Origin of the sequence: Paenochrobactrum pullorum (assembly GCF_041929845.1) — a bacterium.
GTDB lineage: Bacteria > Pseudomonadota > Alphaproteobacteria > Rhizobiales > Rhizobiaceae > Paenochrobactrum > Paenochrobactrum pullorum.
The window spans coordinates 99,505-116,186 of the sequence record NZ_JBHEEH010000004.1 but is presented as its reverse complement, the minus strand read 5'-3'; the positions used below and the strand labels follow the sequence as shown (position 1 = coordinate 116,186).

Here is a 16,682-nt window from a genome sequence, read left to right as displayed (position 1 = left end):
TAACAGATTTATCATCAATTTATTAGACTATACTAATATTTATGTTCGGGCTTTTGCCACCAGCCCTGCCACGACATTTTCAATCATCCGGATTCCGGCTTCATCTTCAAGAGTCATGATGGATTCCGGATGGAATTGCACCGCAGCAATCGGCTCATTTTTATGTTCAATGCCCATAATAATGCCGTCTTCCGTCACCGCTGTCACATCAAACACATCCGGCAAATGCTTTGGATCGGCATGCAGCGAATGATAACGCCCGACATTGAACCGTTCCGGTAGCCCCGCAAAAACCGTACCCGCCTTCAAAATATGGATCGGCGATGGTTTGCCATGCACCGGAATATCCAGCTGGTTGAGCTTACCGCCAAAAGCTTCCGTCAGTGCTTGCAGTCCCAGACACACACCAAAGATCGGCAATTTACGTGTGCGCGCAGCTTCAATAGTAGCCGTGCAATTAAAATCACTCGGCGTACCAGGTCCTGGTGACAACACCACCAAATGCGGCTTCACTTCATCAAATATCGCATCAGTGATCGGCGCGCGAACGGTTGAAACTTTCGCACCAGTTTGGCGGAAGTAATTCGCCAATGTGTGCACGAATGAATCTTCATGATCCACCAGAAGAATATTGGTGTCCTGCCCGACCATATCCGCTTCCTGCTTTTCTGTTTCTGCCTGCACTTTATGTGCCTCACGAATGGCTGTCAGCATAGCAGAAGCCTTCAATTCGGTCTCGGCCTCTTCTTCCTGCGGGTTTGAATCATAAAGCAAGGTTGCACCGGCACGCACCTGCGCCACACCGTCTTTAATCCGCACTGTACGTAAGGTAAGACCGGTATTCATATCACCATTAAAATGCATCATACCAACCGCGCCGCCATACCATGCACGCGGGCTTTTCTCATGATTTTCGATAAAACGCATTGCCCATAATTTTGGCGCACCGGTTACTGTCACCGCCCATGCATGGCTCAAAAAGCCATCAAAGGCATCCATATCAGCACGCAATCGCCCCTCAATATGATCGACCGTATGAATAAGGCGCGAATACATTTCGATCTGACGGCGGCCAATCACCCGTACAGAACCCGGATCACAGACACGGCTTTTATCGTTGCGATCAACATCCGAGCACATGGTGAGTTCAGATTCGTCCTTTTTCGAATTGAGCAGTTTCAAAATCTGCTCCGAATCCGAAATCGCATTTTCCCCGCGCTTAATGGTGCCGGAAATCGGGCATGTTTCAATACGGCGACCATTGACACGCACGAACATTTCTGGTGACGCACCCACCAGATATTCACCTTCACCCAGGTTGATAAAGAAACCGTATGGTGACGGATTGATGCTTTTCAGGCGGCGGAAAATTTCTGATGGCTGGCTTTCACAACGCTCATAAAAGGTCTGCCCAGGCACGACTTCAAACAAATCACCGCGTTTGAAACTGTCTTTGGCTTTTTCAACAAGTTTTGCATATTCGCCTTGGGTGTGATCGCCACGTCCCGGATTTTTGGTGGAAGGTTCAAACACTTTCGAAGGCGTTTCACGCGCCAAACCGTGGGTGCTTGTGCCATCGATGCTGAATTCATAAGAATCCACCCATGCTTTGGTGGAGTAATGGTCGACAATGACAATCTCGTCAGGAATAAACAGCACCAAATCACGCTGATCGTCCGGACGCTTCATCTTGAAATCAATTTTGTCGAATTGAAAAGCCAGATCATAACCAAAGGCACCGTAGAGACCTAAATTGGCGTCTTCTTCTGAGAAAAACAGGGCAACAATCGCCCGCAATACGGTGAAAACCGATGGCATGCGGGAGCGTTCTTCTTCCGCAAATACGCCTTGCGGCTCGGCAACCGTCAAATCAATGCGGGCGACATTCTGTTGATCGATGGTGACACAATCAATCAACTGCAACGCTTTTAAAATCGGCGCCAGCAAGATCTCACCACGCTTGTTCAGCGCTTCAATCCGCATAACACGACCATTGGCAGTGATGACAACAGGTGGATCAATAATGGCGGTATCCCAGCGGGTATAACGGCCCGGATATTCATAGTTAGACGAAAAAACTGCACCGCGGCGTGTATTTAAAACATCAATACGCTGCTCAATGGCACCTTTATAATCGATCAACTGACGCATGCGCTCAACGGTAATGCCGCCTTGGCTGACATGGGTATGTGTTTCGATCTTCGACATTTTAGTCATTCTATCAACCATTCTGTTTGCCATGATCTGCTTTCCCCCTCTGTTTAAGCTGGAAAACCGATCCGATCCTGTCCGCACGTCTTCAAATCATGCTTTTTTATCGGTCGTTATAAGGATATCGGGCAAACAAAAAGGCCGCCCGGATTACCCGTTGCGACCCCAAATTTCACTTTCGCTTATGCACAAGTGTTTCTATGGCCGCTGTTAACGGACCCACCACCAACCATTCATCAGGATGTGCGACTTGTTCATACCTAGTTGATAGCGCTGCCGGCGCATGAAGGCAACTGCAAAAATGCGGGAAAAAAAGAAAATTAACTTGCCTGTCAATAATGACAGTGTTCCCTCTCCCTGTGCTTCTCTATAAAGCCAACGCTTAACAAACAAAAACTGCACAGCACCTGATAAGCCTACACTGCAGCCAATTAACGTCATATAAAAAAAGTCCGGCCTGTATAAACAGACCGGACCATATTAAAGCTCATAGGTTGAGCAAATCAGGCCGCGAATTCCCGAATGCTGCTGCCTGTATGTTAAGGCGCTGTTGGCATTAAAAAAGCAACGCCTTAAAAGCAATGATTACGTGTAATATAAATTAAGTATGTCAAGTAACTACTACAGGTTGTATTCCATTGCAACCCATATTTCTAACAGGTTGTATTTTTTTTCAAACATGATCCTTAAACCTTTGAAGTCCCTTATAAAAAATTCGTACAATCTGAGCTGAAAAAATACAACCCGTATTTACAATGCATCACCCCAATCCGCACGACGGGCTTTTTTAAACAAATCACCGTCGCGTTTGGTGATGATTTGCTGAGCAATCGCACCATCATTGCGGCAGAGCTTGAGTTCGGCTTTACCACTACTGGTTTTAACCGGTGCCAACACACGGTTTTCTGCCCGCTTCCCCTCAAAGCGGGAAACGGCCAGGTAAATATATTTCTCATCTTCCCACGGCACATCAGCTTGTTTGGTCAGGCGATGCAATTTCGAACGCGCCACACGTCTGGAAAAGTGACACCAATCAGAACCATCAATCGCGCAAGTCAATTGATGCGGACATGGCGCCACAATAAAAGCCCCTGCCCCGATCAATTGCTGACGCGCATCCATAATCCGCTGCCAGCCAGCCGGTGTGCCCGGCTCAATGAGCACCAGCATATTCTCACATGCGGCCCATAGACGGCTAATCAGATCGGCACGCTCAACGCCAGACAACTCATCCAGTACATAAGCCAATGTGACGAGATCTGCCTTTGGCAATGCGGCGCGCTCTTTGACAATATCACGCGCCACCCAATCGACTTTATCCAAACCCGCTTCATCGGAGAGTTTGGAGCCCACCGCACGAATGGCACTGCTTGCTTCCATCAATGTAGCTTGGCGCAATTCTGGCCAGCATTGTGATGCAGCCCATAAAACAGTGCCAGGCCCCGCCCCCACATCCAAAAGCGACTTCGGGCTGAAATCTGGGCGCAACTCTGCCGCATAATCAAAGCTGGAAAAAACCGCCGCATAGGTGGCAGGCAAACGCGCTGCCAGATAGGCATAAGCTGCTAACTCGTCCGATAAATGCAGCCTTCCGTCACGCGTCTCGGCGCGGTAGCGCTTGGATAAAATGTCGGAAGCACGTTGCAAATCGGCCAACGCAACACCGGTCAGGAGGTTATCTACCCCCTGACGTAATCGTGCCGGTAGTTCCATAAAACTAAATCACCTTAAAATCAGCGCTCCAGAACCTGTCTGATATCCACCAGATTGGAACGAACGCGCAAAATGTAAAAGCCCATTGTGGTCAGATGCGACGGGGTAAACCAAGCATCCTGACGGCCATTGGAAACAATAGTCGGCTGCATATCCAAGGCATCACGCACCTGTTTTTCCATCGAATCCCAGATGCTGTCGAGATGCTTTTCCGACAGAACAGAGCGGAAATCGGAATGCGCTGCTCGCAACAAACCATAGTAGGCATAAAGCTGACCATAAGCGAACCAGAAACGGTCATCGGCGCGGGTATCAAACCAACCGGCATGATAATTTTCGGCGCGGTCTTTCAAGATCGCCGAAGTCGAACCCAGATCATTGGCGATACGGTCAATATATTGGATCAGATTATCGGCACGCGCATCAAACACGGCTTCACAATTTTCCAATCGCTTGTTAAAATTGCGGATATCTTTGATCGCAGAACGGTAATAGCTTGGCGTTGGCGTTTTCGGGCCAAACGGGCTCAAGCCGAAATACCATGAATCTTCCGCAAATTGCATATTGCCGCGCGCTTTTTGCAGATCTCCGTCCACCTGAGATGTGCCACGCAAGCGACCTAAATTATCAACAAGCTCAACCGTTGTACGACGTACGGCTGCGTTAATGCCACGCTGGAATGATGCTTTATTATCGAGAAATGGTGTTCTGTCCCAATCAAGACCAAAGAAGCCGGCCTTATAAAGCACCATCGAAGAAATCCATGCATTCTGATTGACGTTGAAGTCGGTCAGATCAGCAGTCACCTCAGCAATTGCGGAAATTGCGCAAGCTTTATCACCAACAGGCAAAGCGGCAGCCTGCATCGGCATGCTTGGTGTTTCAGGCTTTAGCTCATCAGCCGTATCGGTAGGCACGGTTTCTGTAGATGTTTCAGCTCTGGCATCTGCACCTTCTTCCGGTTTAACTGATTCAGTAACCGGTGTTTCAGGTGCAGGCTGGATCAAGGGAGTAATCGTATTATTGATCTTCTCACCTGGGGTACTCGCAGTCTGATAGGTATATTTCGCCGGATAATCCGGATCAAAATTCGTCCAGGCTTGTGTCTGCCAGATAAAATAGCCGTAGAGAAAAACTGTGCCAAGCACGACAACGCCGATGCCAGCCTTCCACAACAAGCCAAGACGCAAATAAATGCGCCACAGCGCACCAAGCGGGACGGCAATCACCCGTCCAATTGCTGCCAGCAAGCGCCAGATGAAAGAAACGACGCCGACAATACCATTCCACATACTGCTTCTTCCCTCTAACATGCACGGCAAGGCGGACTTGCCAAACACCTAATAATGTTACGATTATGCGTTTATCACTATATCTCTACACGCAATTGAAATAGAAACTAAATCCGTTTTCAACAAGCATCGCTATCAAAATAACCGGCAAAACAAATGTTTTTTTAATAAAAACTTGCGATTGCGCGCTTAATCCGTAACATCGCCCCTGTTTTCGCAAGCCAATAATATAGTTGCACCCTTGCAACCTAAGGCAATCCATCTGTTTTGAGCGCGCGTTATTTCTGCGTGTAAAACAGGAACATTTCCGTTTAGGGGTCAAATCCCTCGTAGAACTAAAGCAATTCATCTGTTATTTGCTAAACAAACGGAACCGGAAAAATTAAATTGAAAAAACCGGACAATGGAGAGATTAACAATGAAATCCGTAACTGACTATGCAGTGTCGCTCGGCCTGTGCGCAATCGCCTTTACCAGCCTGATGCCTGCCAGCGCAGCACTTGCAGCAGAACCGGCCAGTTGCTCGACCATACGTTTTTCTGATGTGGGTTGGACAGATATTACCTCCACCACAGCAGTTACAACCGAAATTCTAAAAAGCCTGGGCTATAAGCCTGACGTTAAGGTTTTATCCGTGCCGGTCACCTATGCGTCTTTGAGCAAAAAAGACATTGATGTGTTTTTGGGCTACTGGAATCCGTCAATGACCGCAGATTTGCAGCCTTATCTTGATGATAAAACCGTTGAAACCCTGCGCGTTAATTTGACCGGTGCCAAATATACCTTGGCCGTGCCGCAATTTGCCTATGATGCCGGACTGAAAGACTTTTCAGATATCGCCAAGTTTAAAGACCAGCTCGACGGCAAGATTTACGGGATTGAACCCGGTAATGACGGCAACCGTCTCATTCTGGATATGATCGAAAAAGACGCATTTGATCTAAAATCCTTCTCACTGGCAGAATCATCCGAGCAAGGCATGCTGGCGCAGGTTGCCAAAAACATCAAAGCCAAAAAGCCGATTGTTTTCCTTGGATGGGAACCGCATCCGATGAATAGCAATTTCGATATGGTTTACCTCACCGGCGGCGATGATTTCTTCGGTCCCGATCTGGGCGGCGCAACCGTTGAAACCAATATCCGTGCAGGTTACGCACAAGAGTGCCCGAATGTTGGCAAGTTCCTCACTAATCTGGAATTCCAGCTTGATATGGAAAACCAGATCATGGGCAAAATCCTTGATGATGGCGAAGAACCTGCCAAGGCTGCCAAAGCATGGATTAAAGCCAATCCGGTTGTCCTCGACAAATGGCTTGATGGCGTCACCACTGTTGACGGCAAAGATGGTTTGGAAGCTGCAAAAGCTGCCTTCGGCCTCTGAGTTCAATTATAGGATTGCAGGCGGGGTGCATTTTTGCTTTAACCCCGCCGTTTTCAATTATCGTTTAAGCTTTATTTTCATAAAAACGCAGCAGGAGACATTTCGTTGGACTGGCTGACGGACAATAAAATTCCGGTGGGTCGCACCGCCAAAACAATCGTAGACTGGCTCACAAATAATCTGGGCGGTTTGTTTGATGCACTTGCAGCAGTGATGCAAACACTGATTGATGGTTTGCTTTTTGCACTCAAAGCACCGCATCCGTTCATTCTGATTGCCATTTTTGCAGTCATCGCATGGGGGCTGCAACGCCGCATCAGCGTTGCAGTGCTGACCGTGCTTGGCTTTCTTTTCATTCTCAATCAAGGCTATTGGGATCAGACCTTGGAGACGCTCACCCTTGTGCTCTCTGCCTGTTTCTTATGCATGGCCATCGGGGTGCCACTGGGCATTGCTGCCGCGCATCGCCCGACACTCTATGCGTTCATGCGCCCTGTGCTTGATCTGATGCAGACATTGCCGACCTTCGTCTATCTCATTCCGGCGATTGTATTTTTCGGTATCGGCATGGTTCCGGGTCTGTTGGCAACAGCCATTTTTGTGCTGCCTGCCCCGATCCGCCTCACCCATTTAGGCATTTCATCCACACCGGAGCATCTGATTGAAGCCGGTGAAGCCTTTGGTGCCACAAGACGTCAATTGCTGTGGAAAATTGAACTGCCATACGCCATGCCGCAAATTCTGGTCGGGTTGACGCAAACCATCATGCTTTCTTTGTCGATGGTTGTGATTGCTGCACTCGTTGGCGCTGACGGCTTGGGTGTACCTGTGGTACGCGCACTCAACTCCGTCAACACCGCACTCGGTTTTGAAGCAGGACTGGTGATCGTTGTGGTAGCCATCGTGCTTGACCGGATTTTCCGCTCGGTGAAGGAATAAAAATAATGAGCATGATAGACCTGAACGATGTTTCTATCGTGTTTGGCAAACAGCCGCAAAAGGTTCTGAGCCTTGCCGATGAAGGTCTGTCCAGAGCAGAAATTCAAACCGCGACCACTCAGGTTTTGGGTGTTCACAATTGTGATTTGCAAATTGCCGAAGGTGAAATGCTGGTGCTGATGGGCTTGTCCGGTTCGGGCAAGTCCACGCTTTTACGTGCGATCAACCGGTTGATACCGGTGGCACGCGGCCATGTTTCACTGCAAGGCAAAAACGGACCTATTGATGTGGTCAATGCCGATCGCAAAACCTTGCGGCATCTGCGCACTGAAATCGTCTCGATGGTTTTCCAGCAGTTTAGCCTGCTGCCTTGGCGCACGGTGGTTGAAAATGTAGCTTTCGGCCTCGAAATCAACGGCATCAAGAAAGCAGAACGTCTGGCTCTAGCGCACGAACAACTGGAGCTTGTCGGCCTGCAAGACTGGGCAAGTCACAAGGTCGGTGAATTGTCGGGCGGTATGCAGCAGCGTGTGGGATTGGCACGCGCCTTTGCAACGGGCGCCCCGATTTTGCTGATGGATGAGCCGTTTTCTGCCCTTGATCCACTGATCCGCACACGCCTTCAGGATGAATTGCTGCTGCTGCAATCGCGTTTGAAAAAGACCATTGTCTTTGTCAGCCACGATCTGGACGAAGCAATGAAACTCGGCAATCGCATTGCCATTATGGATGGCGGGCGTATCGTCCAATGCGGCACACCACAGGATATTCTGCTCAATCCGGCGAGCCAATATGTAGCGGATTTTGTCACCCACATGAACCCGCTTGGCGTGTTGCGGGCTGCCGACATCATGTCGCCGCTTGATCGCAACAGCCCTGCCCGTCCTTTTGCCGCAACAGCGAGACCAGCAACACCGGTTCGTGATCTGATGAATGCGATTGCACAAAACGGCGGGGATGTCGGCATTGTCGATAATGGCAAGATTTTGGGCAAAATCTCTTCAGACGAGATTGTCCGCGCTCTTGCATGGCATCAGCAATCATAAAATCAATTTCTGATTTCAGCATATAAAAAAACCGCCGGATTGCTACGGCGGTTTTTTTAATTCCAACACAATGAATATTACGCAGAAGCAGCCAAAGCGCGGGCTCTGGCGCGAGCAGCCACACGCGCTTTGATAGTTTCCACATCCGCACGCGGCGTCGCGGAAAACAGCTTCTTGGTGTAGTCATGCTGCGGATTGTTGAACACGTCGTCACGTGAGCCATATTCAACCACTTCACCGAAATACATCACCATCACATCATCAGCGATATAGCGCACCACTGAAAGATCATGACTGATGAAAACATAAGTCAGGTTGAACTCTTCCTGCAAATCAGAAAGCAGGTTGAGAACCTGCGCCTGCACGGAAAGATCAAGTGCTGATACCGGCTCATCCAGCACAAGCAAGCTTGGGCTCAGCATCAAAGCACGGGCAATCGCGATACGCTGGCGCTGACCACCTGAAAACATATGCGGATAGCGGTTGAAGTGCTCACGCCCCAAACCGACTTTCAGCAACATTTCCATCGCTTTTTCACGACGTTCGGCTGCGCTCATTTTAGTATTGAGCAGCAGAGGCTCAGCCAATACATCACCGATTTTCTGGCGCGGATTGAGCGATCCATATGGATTTTGAAACACGATCTGCACCTTCTGGCGCATTTCGGCGGTGAGGCCATCGCGTGCAATATTCACATCCTTGCCGTCAATCAGCAATGTGCCGGAGGTTTGCGGATCAATAAGGGTCAGGATACGGGCAAGCGTTGATTTCCCGCAACCACTCTCACCAACGATTGCAAGGGTTTTACCCTTTTCTACGGTGAAATTGACCTCCTTGACCGCATGAACGGTTTTAGCCTTTCCGAACATGCCGCCCGACACATGATAGTCACGCACAATGTCGCGTGCTTCTAAAACAACTTCACTCATGCCGCACCTCCTGCGCGCGGTGCATCAAAGACGAAATCCGAAACAGTCGGCAAACGGTCGCCTGTTGCGTTTTCCGGCAATGCAGAAAGAAGTGCGCGGGTATAGGCACTCTTTGGCGCTGTAAACAGCGAGAGCACATCCGCATCTTCCATCTTGTGCCCTTTATATTGAACGATCACACGATCAGCAGTTTCCGCCACGACACCCATATCATGGGTGATCATAATCAGCCCCATGCCGTGCTCGGTCTGCAACCGCATCAGCAGGTCAAGGATCTGCTTCTGAATGGTCACATCCAGCGCGGTGGTTGGTTCATCGGCAATCAGCAGTTTCGGGTTGCAAGCAATCGCAATCGCAATCATCACACGCTGGCATTGTCCGCCCGACATCTGGTGCGGATAGCTGCCAAGACGATCCCCCGCATCACGAATACCAACGAGTTCCAGCAGTTCAATCGAACGTGCACGGGCAGCGGCTTTATTCATGCCCATATGCTGACGCAGCACTTCCTGCAACTGGAAACCTACGGTGAAGCAAGGGTTAAGACTTGCAATCGGCTCTTGAAAGATCATCGAAATTTCACGACCGATAATGGCACGGCGCTCGCTGTCGCTCAGCTTCAAAAGATTGCGGCCTTCAAACTCCATTTTATCGGCGGTTACTGTGGCAGTTTTTGGCAACAAGCCCATCACCGCCAGCATACCAACCGATTTACCGGAGCCGGACTCACCGACAATCGCCAGCACTTCACCTTTATCAACCGTAATATCGATACCATCAACAGCACGAAACGGGCCGGAAGATGTTTCAAATGAAACGATTAAGTTTTTAATATCTAACAGAGCCATCATCAGCTCCTTTTCAGCTTCGGATCAAGCGCATCACGCAAGCCGTCACCGATCAGATTGATTGCCAGCACCGTAATCAGGATTGCCAGACCCGGGAAGGTAACCACCCACCAAGCGCGCAAAATAAATTCACGGGCTTCAGCCAACATAGTACCCCATTCCGGTGTAGGCGGCTGTGCGCCCATGCCTAAAAAGCCCAGTGCTGCCACGTCCAAAATCGCGTTGGAAAAGGACAAAGTTGCCTGCACCACCAATGGTGCCAAGCAGTTTGGCAAAATCGTTTTGAACATCAGCCGCAGTTTTTTTGCACCTGCCAGCTTGGCAGCAATGACATATTCACGCTCTTTTTCGGCCATCACAGCCGCACGCGTCAAACGTGAAAAGTGCGGCAGCAACACAAGCGTAATCGCGATTACCGCATTGATGAGGCCAGGCCCCAAAATGGCAACCATCACCAGCGCCAGCAGCAAAGACGGGAATGCAAGCATCACGTCCATAATACGCATGAATGTATTATCGACAACACCACCAAAAAAGCCGGAGAGAAGGCCGATGGTAATCCCTACACACATGGCGATAATCACAATGACAAAGCCGACAAGCAGTGAATATTGTGCACCATAAATCAAACGCGAAAGAATATCGCGACCAACCGCATCCGTGCCGAGCGGAAAGCTCCATAAGCCACCATCCTGCCAGAATGGCGGGCGCAGCATGAATTCGCGATATTGTTCGGTCGGATTATGCGGCGCGACCAATGGCGCGAAAATCGCTACCAAAATGATTGCCGTAAAAACAAATAGACCGATCACCGCACCGCGGTTCACACTAAAATAAAACCAGAAATCCTTCAAACCGCGCATAGTTGATGGCGCATCTGAGGTTTCCGTCTGAACAGTTACTTCACTCATAACAGCCTCACTTATGCCGGATACGCGGATTGATCAGACCATAGAGAAGGTCAACGATCAAGTTTACAGCCATCACCATCATCGCAATCAGCAGCAAGCCACCCTGCACGACAGGATAGTCACGGCGTGAAATGGAATCGAGCATCCATTTACCAATACCAGGCCATGAGAAAATCGTTTCGGTCAAAATTGCACCGGCCATCAACACACCAACCTGCAAACCAATGGTGGTGATCACTGGTATCAGCGCATTGCGCAAAGCATGAAGACCGATAACACGACGCAGCGGCAAACCTTTGGCACGGGCTGTGCGGACATAATCCTCGCCCAACACTTCCAGCATGGCTGATCGAGTTTGACGGGCAATCACCGCTAACGGGATGGTCGCCAATACAATGGTTGGCAAAACAAGATGAGAAGCAGCAGAAGCAAAAGCGCCCTTTTGACCCGACAATAGACTATCAATCAGCATGAAGCCGGTGACCGACGGGAAATAATACATCAGCGAAATACGACCCGAAACCGGCGTCCATTGCAAAATCCCTGAAAACAGGATGATCAACAACAAGCCCCACCAGAAAATCGGCATGGAATAACCAACGAGAGCCGCGCCCATGGATGTTTGGTCAAACCATGATCCGCGTTTGACTGCGGCCAAAACACCTGCCGGAACACCAATCAACACAGCCAGGAGAATGGCGCAGGTGCTGAGCTCCAATGTTGCAGGAAAAAGTGTGAAAAACTCTTTCAGCACTGGCACTTTCGTCACGATTGACGCGCCGAAATCACCATGCAGAAGCTTCCATACATAATCTAAATATTGTTCCCATAAGGGACGATGAAAGCCGAACTGCTCCAACAGCTGCGCATGTCGCTCAGGCGAAAGTCCGCGCTCGCCTGCCATCAGCAATACCGGATCACCAGGCAAAACACGAACAAAGCCAAATGCGACAATCGTGATGCCGATGAAAGTTGGGATAAGATATAAAATCTTGCCAAGAATAAAACGTATCATTGTCCAATTGAAAACCGGGCGCTGAACTATTTGAAAAGTTCAACGCCCGGTATTTCCCCTTTACGGATTACTCGGAAAGATCAACACCGTCAAATCGGTGCGCACCCAGCGGGCTCATCTTATAACCAACAACCTTCTTGGACATTGGCATATAAACTGTGGAGTGAGCGAGTGTGTTCCACGGAGCCTGCTCTTTGAACAGCACCTGTGCCTGTTCGTAAAGCTTGGTACGCTCTTCCTGATCAGCCGTTATTTTAGCTTTGTTGATAATTGCGTCAAACTCTTCGTTACACCACTGTGCACGGTTATTGCCACCAACACCAGCGCATGAAAGCAACGCACCGAGGAAGTTGTCCGGATCACCATTATCACCTGTCCAGCCAAGCATCACAGCACCATCGCGGTCCTTTTCAGCAGCCTTCTTGAGGTATTCACCCCATTCCATCGAGACGATTTCTGCCTTAACGCCGGCTTTCGCCAAATCAGCCTGAATAAGTTCAGCTGCACGTCGCGCATTAGGCATATATGGACGGCTGACAGGCATTGCCCAAAGCTTCATTTCTGTCAGACCAGCATCTGACAATACTTTTTTAGCAGCTTCCGGATCGTATTTGTCGTCTTCAATGGTGTCGTTATAGCTCCACATTGTCGGTGGGATCGGGTTTTTGGCAACCTGACCGGTGCCCTGGAACACAGCTTCAATAATCGCGTCTTTATTGACAGCCTGATTGAGTGCACGACGTACTTCCGGTTTATCGAAAGGCGCTACCATGGTGTTGTAAGCCAGATACGCAACGTTCAAGCCGGCCTGTTCGTCAACCACCAAATTACTGTCGGCTTTCAGGCCATCAATATCAGCTGGTGCCGGATACGGGGCAATGTGGCACTCACCTGCCTTGAGCTTCTGCATGCGTACACCCGGATCGATGGTGATGGCGAAAACCAAATCATCGATCTTTTCTTTGCCTTTCCAGAAATCAGGATTCGCTTTATAGCGAATGACCGCATCTTTCTGGTAAGCTACGAAGGTGTAAGGGCCGGTACCGACAGGGAACTGGTTAAGATTTTCTTTTTTACCTTCAGCTTCAAGCTTGTCTGCATATTCTTTAGAGACAATAGAGGCAAAGTCCATGCCGAGGTTTGCGATAAAAGGCGCTTCCGGACGTGTCAGCACAAATTTGACAGTGTGATCATCAACCTTCTCAATCTTATCGATCAAGGTGGTCATTTCCATACTGTCGAAGTACTGATAAGAAATGCCAGCAGTATATTCATACCAAGGGCTGTTTTTGTCGCGCTGACGTTCAAAAGAGAAAATCACATCATCAGCAGTAAATTCACGGCTTGGTGTGAAGAAATCAGTGGTCTGATACTTTACGCCTTTACGCAAATGGAAAGTATATTCCTTGCCGTCTTCGCTTACATCCCAGCTTTCAGCCAATGCCGGTACAACTTTGGTGCCACCCGGCTCAAATTCTACCAGACGATTGTAAATCGGATGCGAAGAAGCATCGAAGGTATTACCTGTAGTATAAGGCGCAGGATCAAATCCCTCTGGTGACGCTTCCGAGCAATAAACCAATGTTTTTGCGGAAGCTGCACCGGTCATCCCGATGACACCTGCCATAGTAGCAAGTGCTGACGCTGCTAACAATTTTTTGTAAATTTTCATATGTAAATCCGCCTCCACGGAAATGTCGGTTTGCAGAGCCCCCATTGCGCTGCAATCAAACCCTATCGAAACCTTTGCTACTAAACTTTGCAAGCTCCGTCTGTAGAACTAAATTACAATATCAACCATTTTTCAGTCGATTTAGTAGATTTTTCTTCTAATTTTTATGAGTATGAAAGAAAATTGCGTTCAAGGCATTTTATTATCGCTAAAATATCATCAAAAAACCATCTCCATCAGAGCCGCAAAAAATCTTTTCTAAATCAAAATGATGGGCCGCCAACAAAAAGTGCTAACTTAAAATATGATTTTAAATATCCACTTTTATAACAAAATGTGTAAGCTGCAAAAATCTCAATCACAAAGCAGTGGAAACAATGCAGAATAATCCTGAACAAAATAAAGATGTCATTCGCCCAACCACACCGCAAGCCATCCAAATCGCCAAAACCTTGATCCGCACTGCCCGTTTTGCAGCGCTGGCCTGCATCTCGGCCAGCACGCAACGCCCCAATGCCAGCCGGGTCGCGCTTGCCACAGACAATGACGGCACGCCGCTCATATTGGTTTCAGCGCTCGCGCCGCACACAGCCAGCCTTATCGCCAATCCGTATTGTTCATTACTGGTCGGCGAACCGGGTAAAGGCGACGCAATGGCGCATGCCCGCATGACCCTGCATTGTACTGCCGTGCAAATCACCAGAGCACATGAAACTTACCAGCACTTGCGCATCCGCTATCTCAATCATAACCCGAAGGGCGCGCTATATGTTGATTTAGGTGATTTCAGTTTCTTTCGGTTGCAAGTGGACGGCGCCAGTCTCAATGGTGGTTTTGGTAAAGCTTTTAATTTGACCGCAGCCGACTTGATATGTGATGCGGATACCAGTGCAGCTATCGCAGTAGATGAAGCTGAAAATCTGGAAAATCTTAACAGTAATTACAAAGATAATATTCGCGCTTTTGCCAATAAATACATCAAAAACAATACATCCTCCACTACATGGGCGATCAGCGCTATTGATTCCGATGGTTTCAATTTGCGCGCTCAAGACAGCATTGAAAGAGTATGGTTTGAAAAGAATGCGCTGGATGGTTCATCAGCAAAAACTCAAATAATCTCACTATTACATGCTTGATAATGATGGATAATTTCAAGAAAACCCCATCATGTTTTTGTTTAATTTCAAGAAAGGCTTGCCAACTGAACTTTTCCTCGCTACTTATTTTGAGATAAAAATAGTTATTAATCATGTTGTCTTACGGGGGTGGAGCGCGGCATGAAGCATCAAATTAACTTTAATAATCTCGAACAACACGTAGACTATGCTGCTGATTTTTTAACAGCATTGGCCAATAATAAACGTCTTCTTATTCTCAATAAGCTTTTGCACAATGAGATGTCGGTGGGCGTTTTGGCGAAAGAAGTCAACTTAAGTCAGTCGGCGCTGTCGCAGCATCTGGCTAAATTGCGTGCAATGAACCTTGTTTCAACGCGCCGTGATGCGCAAACCATCTATTATATGGTTTCATCACCACATATTGAAACTATGCTTTCAACACTTGCCGGAATCCATCAGGCACCAGAACATCAGCGTGTAGCAGCATTTGCCTGAAGCTGGTGTCGGTTTCATCTGCGAAAGACAGATATTGGAACTGTTAATATCCCCGCCATTTCCAAATGGCGGGGTTTTCCGTTTGAACTATATTGTTCAATTACCGGCCAGCAGCTGCTAAAGCATGTCTCCCAAAAGTGGGCACCGGTTTTGGGATAAAGACATGCGTAAAAACAAGTTGTTAGAGTAAGCGCAGTGGATAAGATAAAATGCGACACGCTCTAGAAGGAAATAAATTTATCTCTCAGCTGACATGTTGCTCAATGACTACTTCTTTTCCTGACCATAATATTATTTATATCGACAACGCCGATGATGAGCGGCTGCTTGCTTATCATGCGATCAAGGAAAAAGATCTCGTCGGCAGAGACGGACTTTTCATCGCTGAAGGCAAATCGGTACTCAATGTTGCCTTGCGCTCAGAACGATTTGAAATCCTCTCGCTGCTGATATTAGAAAATCGTCTTTCGGGGATGGTGCAACAAATGGCGCTTTGCCCCACCGAACTGCCCATCTATGTCGTCTCTTCCGAAATCATGGACAAAATCGCCGGTTTTCATGTTCACCGCGGCATTCTGGCTGTTGGCAAGCAAAAACAGCCAAGCTATCATAGTCAATTAATTGCACAATTACCGCCGGAAGCCTTGGTGGTGGTCATGTGCGGTTTAAGCAATCACGACAATGTCGGTTCAATTTTTCGCAATGCAGCCGCTTTTGCTGCCGACGGAATTTTGATGGATCAAACCAGCTGCGATCCGCTTTACCGCAAAGCCATTCGTGTATCAGTCGGGGCGGCGTTGAAAACGCCCTATGCACGGGGCGGTACTATTGATGAAATCATCGAAGCACTGATTGCCGCCGATTTTGAGATTTTAGCTTTAAGCCCATCCGGAGCCATAAACATGCATCAAGTACCGCGCGTCAAACGTCGGGCACTTCTGCTTGGCACTGAAGGTGACGGCTTGCCACCTTATATTTTGCAAAAGCTACAAACTGCGCGCATTCCGATGGCAGAAGATTTCGACAGCCTGAATGTGGCGACCGCATCCGGCATTGCGCTCAGCCAATGCAGCCGTTTTTCACAATCATAAAACAATGTATTGACGAAA

General features: G+C 48.5%; 15 protein-coding genes. 6 read left to right on the top strand and 9 right to left on the bottom strand.

Annotated elements, in window-relative coordinates; genetic code table 11:
• Positions 1–39 precede the first annotated feature (39 nt).
• The 4 genes from JNC77_RS09180 to JNC77_RS09165 all read right to left on the bottom strand — a co-directional run bounded on the left by JNC77_RS09180 (position 40) and on the right by JNC77_RS09165 (position 5,237).
• Complete coding sequence (locus tag JNC77_RS09180; RefSeq protein WP_374831861.1) at positions 40–2,217, bottom strand: anthranilate synthase component I; 2,178 nt, start codon at positions 2,215–2,217, stop codon at positions 40–42.
• Positions 2,218–2,421: 204 nt separating this feature from the next.
• On the bottom strand, positions 2,422–2,652 hold the full coding sequence (locus JNC77_RS09175; RefSeq protein WP_374831699.1) for a hypothetical protein: 231 nt from the start codon (positions 2,650–2,652) through the stop codon (positions 2,422–2,424).
• A gap of 309 nt (positions 2,653–2,961) precedes the next feature.
• Positions 2,962–3,924 carry a small ribosomal subunit Rsm22 family protein gene (locus JNC77_RS09170; RefSeq protein ID WP_374831697.1) on the bottom strand — a complete coding sequence of 321 codons (963 nt, stop codon included), beginning with the start codon at positions 3,922–3,924 and terminating at the stop codon, positions 2,962–2,964.
• A gap of 20 nt (positions 3,925–3,944) precedes the next feature.
• Positions 3,945–5,237, bottom strand: a complete 1,293-nt coding sequence (locus JNC77_RS09165; RefSeq protein ID WP_374831695.1) for a DUF2333 family protein — start codon at positions 5,235–5,237, stop codon at positions 3,945–3,947.
• 460 nt (positions 5,238–5,697) lie between these two features.
• Between JNC77_RS09165 and JNC77_RS09160 the strand changes: the two genes are divergently transcribed.
• The 3 genes from JNC77_RS09160 (at position 5,698) to choV (ending at position 8,582) form a co-directional block, all read left to right on the top strand.
• Complete coding sequence (locus JNC77_RS09160; protein ID WP_374831859.1) at positions 5,698–6,597, top strand: choline ABC transporter substrate-binding protein; 900 nt, start codon at positions 5,698–5,700, stop codon at positions 6,595–6,597.
• Positions 6,598–6,702: 105 nt separating this feature from the next.
• Positions 6,703–7,536 (top strand): choline ABC transporter permease subunit, encoded by an 834-nt coding sequence (gene choW / locus JNC77_RS09155; RefSeq protein WP_374831693.1) that lies wholly within the window; start codon positions 6,703–6,705, stop codon positions 7,534–7,536.
• Positions 7,537–7,541: 5 nt separating this feature from the next.
• A complete protein-coding gene (gene choV, locus JNC77_RS09150; RefSeq protein ID WP_374831692.1) occupies positions 7,542–8,582 on the top strand; it encodes a choline ABC transporter ATP-binding protein in 1,041 nt (346 codons plus the stop codon).
• 77 nt (positions 8,583–8,659) lie between these two features.
• On the opposite strand, the gene JNC77_RS09145 is transcribed toward choV, so the two are convergent.
• The 5 genes from JNC77_RS09145 to JNC77_RS09125 all read right to left on the bottom strand — a co-directional run bounded on the left by JNC77_RS09145 (position 8,660) and on the right by JNC77_RS09125 (position 13,957).
• Complete coding sequence (locus tag JNC77_RS09145) at positions 8,660–9,511, bottom strand: dipeptide ABC transporter ATP-binding protein (RefSeq protein WP_374831690.1); 852 nt, start codon at positions 9,509–9,511, stop codon at positions 8,660–8,662.
• On the bottom strand, positions 9,508–10,359 hold the full coding sequence (locus tag JNC77_RS09140) for an ABC transporter ATP-binding protein (RefSeq protein ID WP_374831688.1): 852 nt from the start codon (positions 10,357–10,359) through the stop codon (positions 9,508–9,510). The genes JNC77_RS09145 and JNC77_RS09140 overlap by 4 nt, the downstream gene beginning before the upstream one ends.
• Before the next feature lie 2 nt (positions 10,360–10,361).
• The gene (locus tag JNC77_RS09135; RefSeq protein WP_374831686.1) at positions 10,362–11,270 is read right to left on the bottom strand and encodes an ABC transporter permease subunit; all 909 of its coding nucleotides are present in this window, start codon (positions 11,268–11,270) and stop codon (positions 10,362–10,364) included.
• 7 nt (positions 11,271–11,277) lie between these two features.
• The gene (locus tag JNC77_RS09130; RefSeq protein WP_374831684.1) at positions 11,278–12,285 is read right to left on the bottom strand and encodes an ABC transporter permease subunit; all 1,008 of its coding nucleotides are present in this window, start codon (positions 12,283–12,285) and stop codon (positions 11,278–11,280) included.
• A 67-nt stretch (positions 12,286–12,352) separates the two neighbouring features.
• Positions 12,353–13,957 carry an ABC transporter substrate-binding protein gene (locus JNC77_RS09125; protein ID WP_374831682.1) on the bottom strand — a complete coding sequence of 535 codons (1,605 nt, stop codon included), beginning with the start codon at positions 13,955–13,957 and terminating at the stop codon, positions 12,353–12,355.
• Positions 13,958–14,334: 377 nt separating this feature from the next.
• Between JNC77_RS09125 and JNC77_RS09120 the strand changes: the two genes are divergently transcribed.
• The 3 genes from JNC77_RS09120 (at position 14,335) to JNC77_RS09110 (ending at position 16,664) form a co-directional block, all read left to right on the top strand.
• Positions 14,335–15,096 carry a HugZ family pyridoxamine 5'-phosphate oxidase gene (locus tag JNC77_RS09120; protein ID WP_374831680.1) on the top strand — a complete coding sequence of 254 codons (762 nt, stop codon included), beginning with the start codon at positions 14,335–14,337 and terminating at the stop codon, positions 15,094–15,096.
• A 141-nt stretch (positions 15,097–15,237) separates the two neighbouring features.
• Complete coding sequence (locus JNC77_RS09115) at positions 15,238–15,573, top strand: ArsR/SmtB family transcription factor (RefSeq protein ID WP_343803798.1); 336 nt, start codon at positions 15,238–15,240, stop codon at positions 15,571–15,573.
• A 263-nt stretch (positions 15,574–15,836) separates the two neighbouring features.
• Complete coding sequence (locus tag JNC77_RS09110; RefSeq protein WP_374831678.1) at positions 15,837–16,664, top strand: TrmH family RNA methyltransferase; 828 nt, start codon at positions 15,837–15,839, stop codon at positions 16,662–16,664.
• The last annotated feature ends 18 nt before the right edge of the window (positions 16,665–16,682 follow it).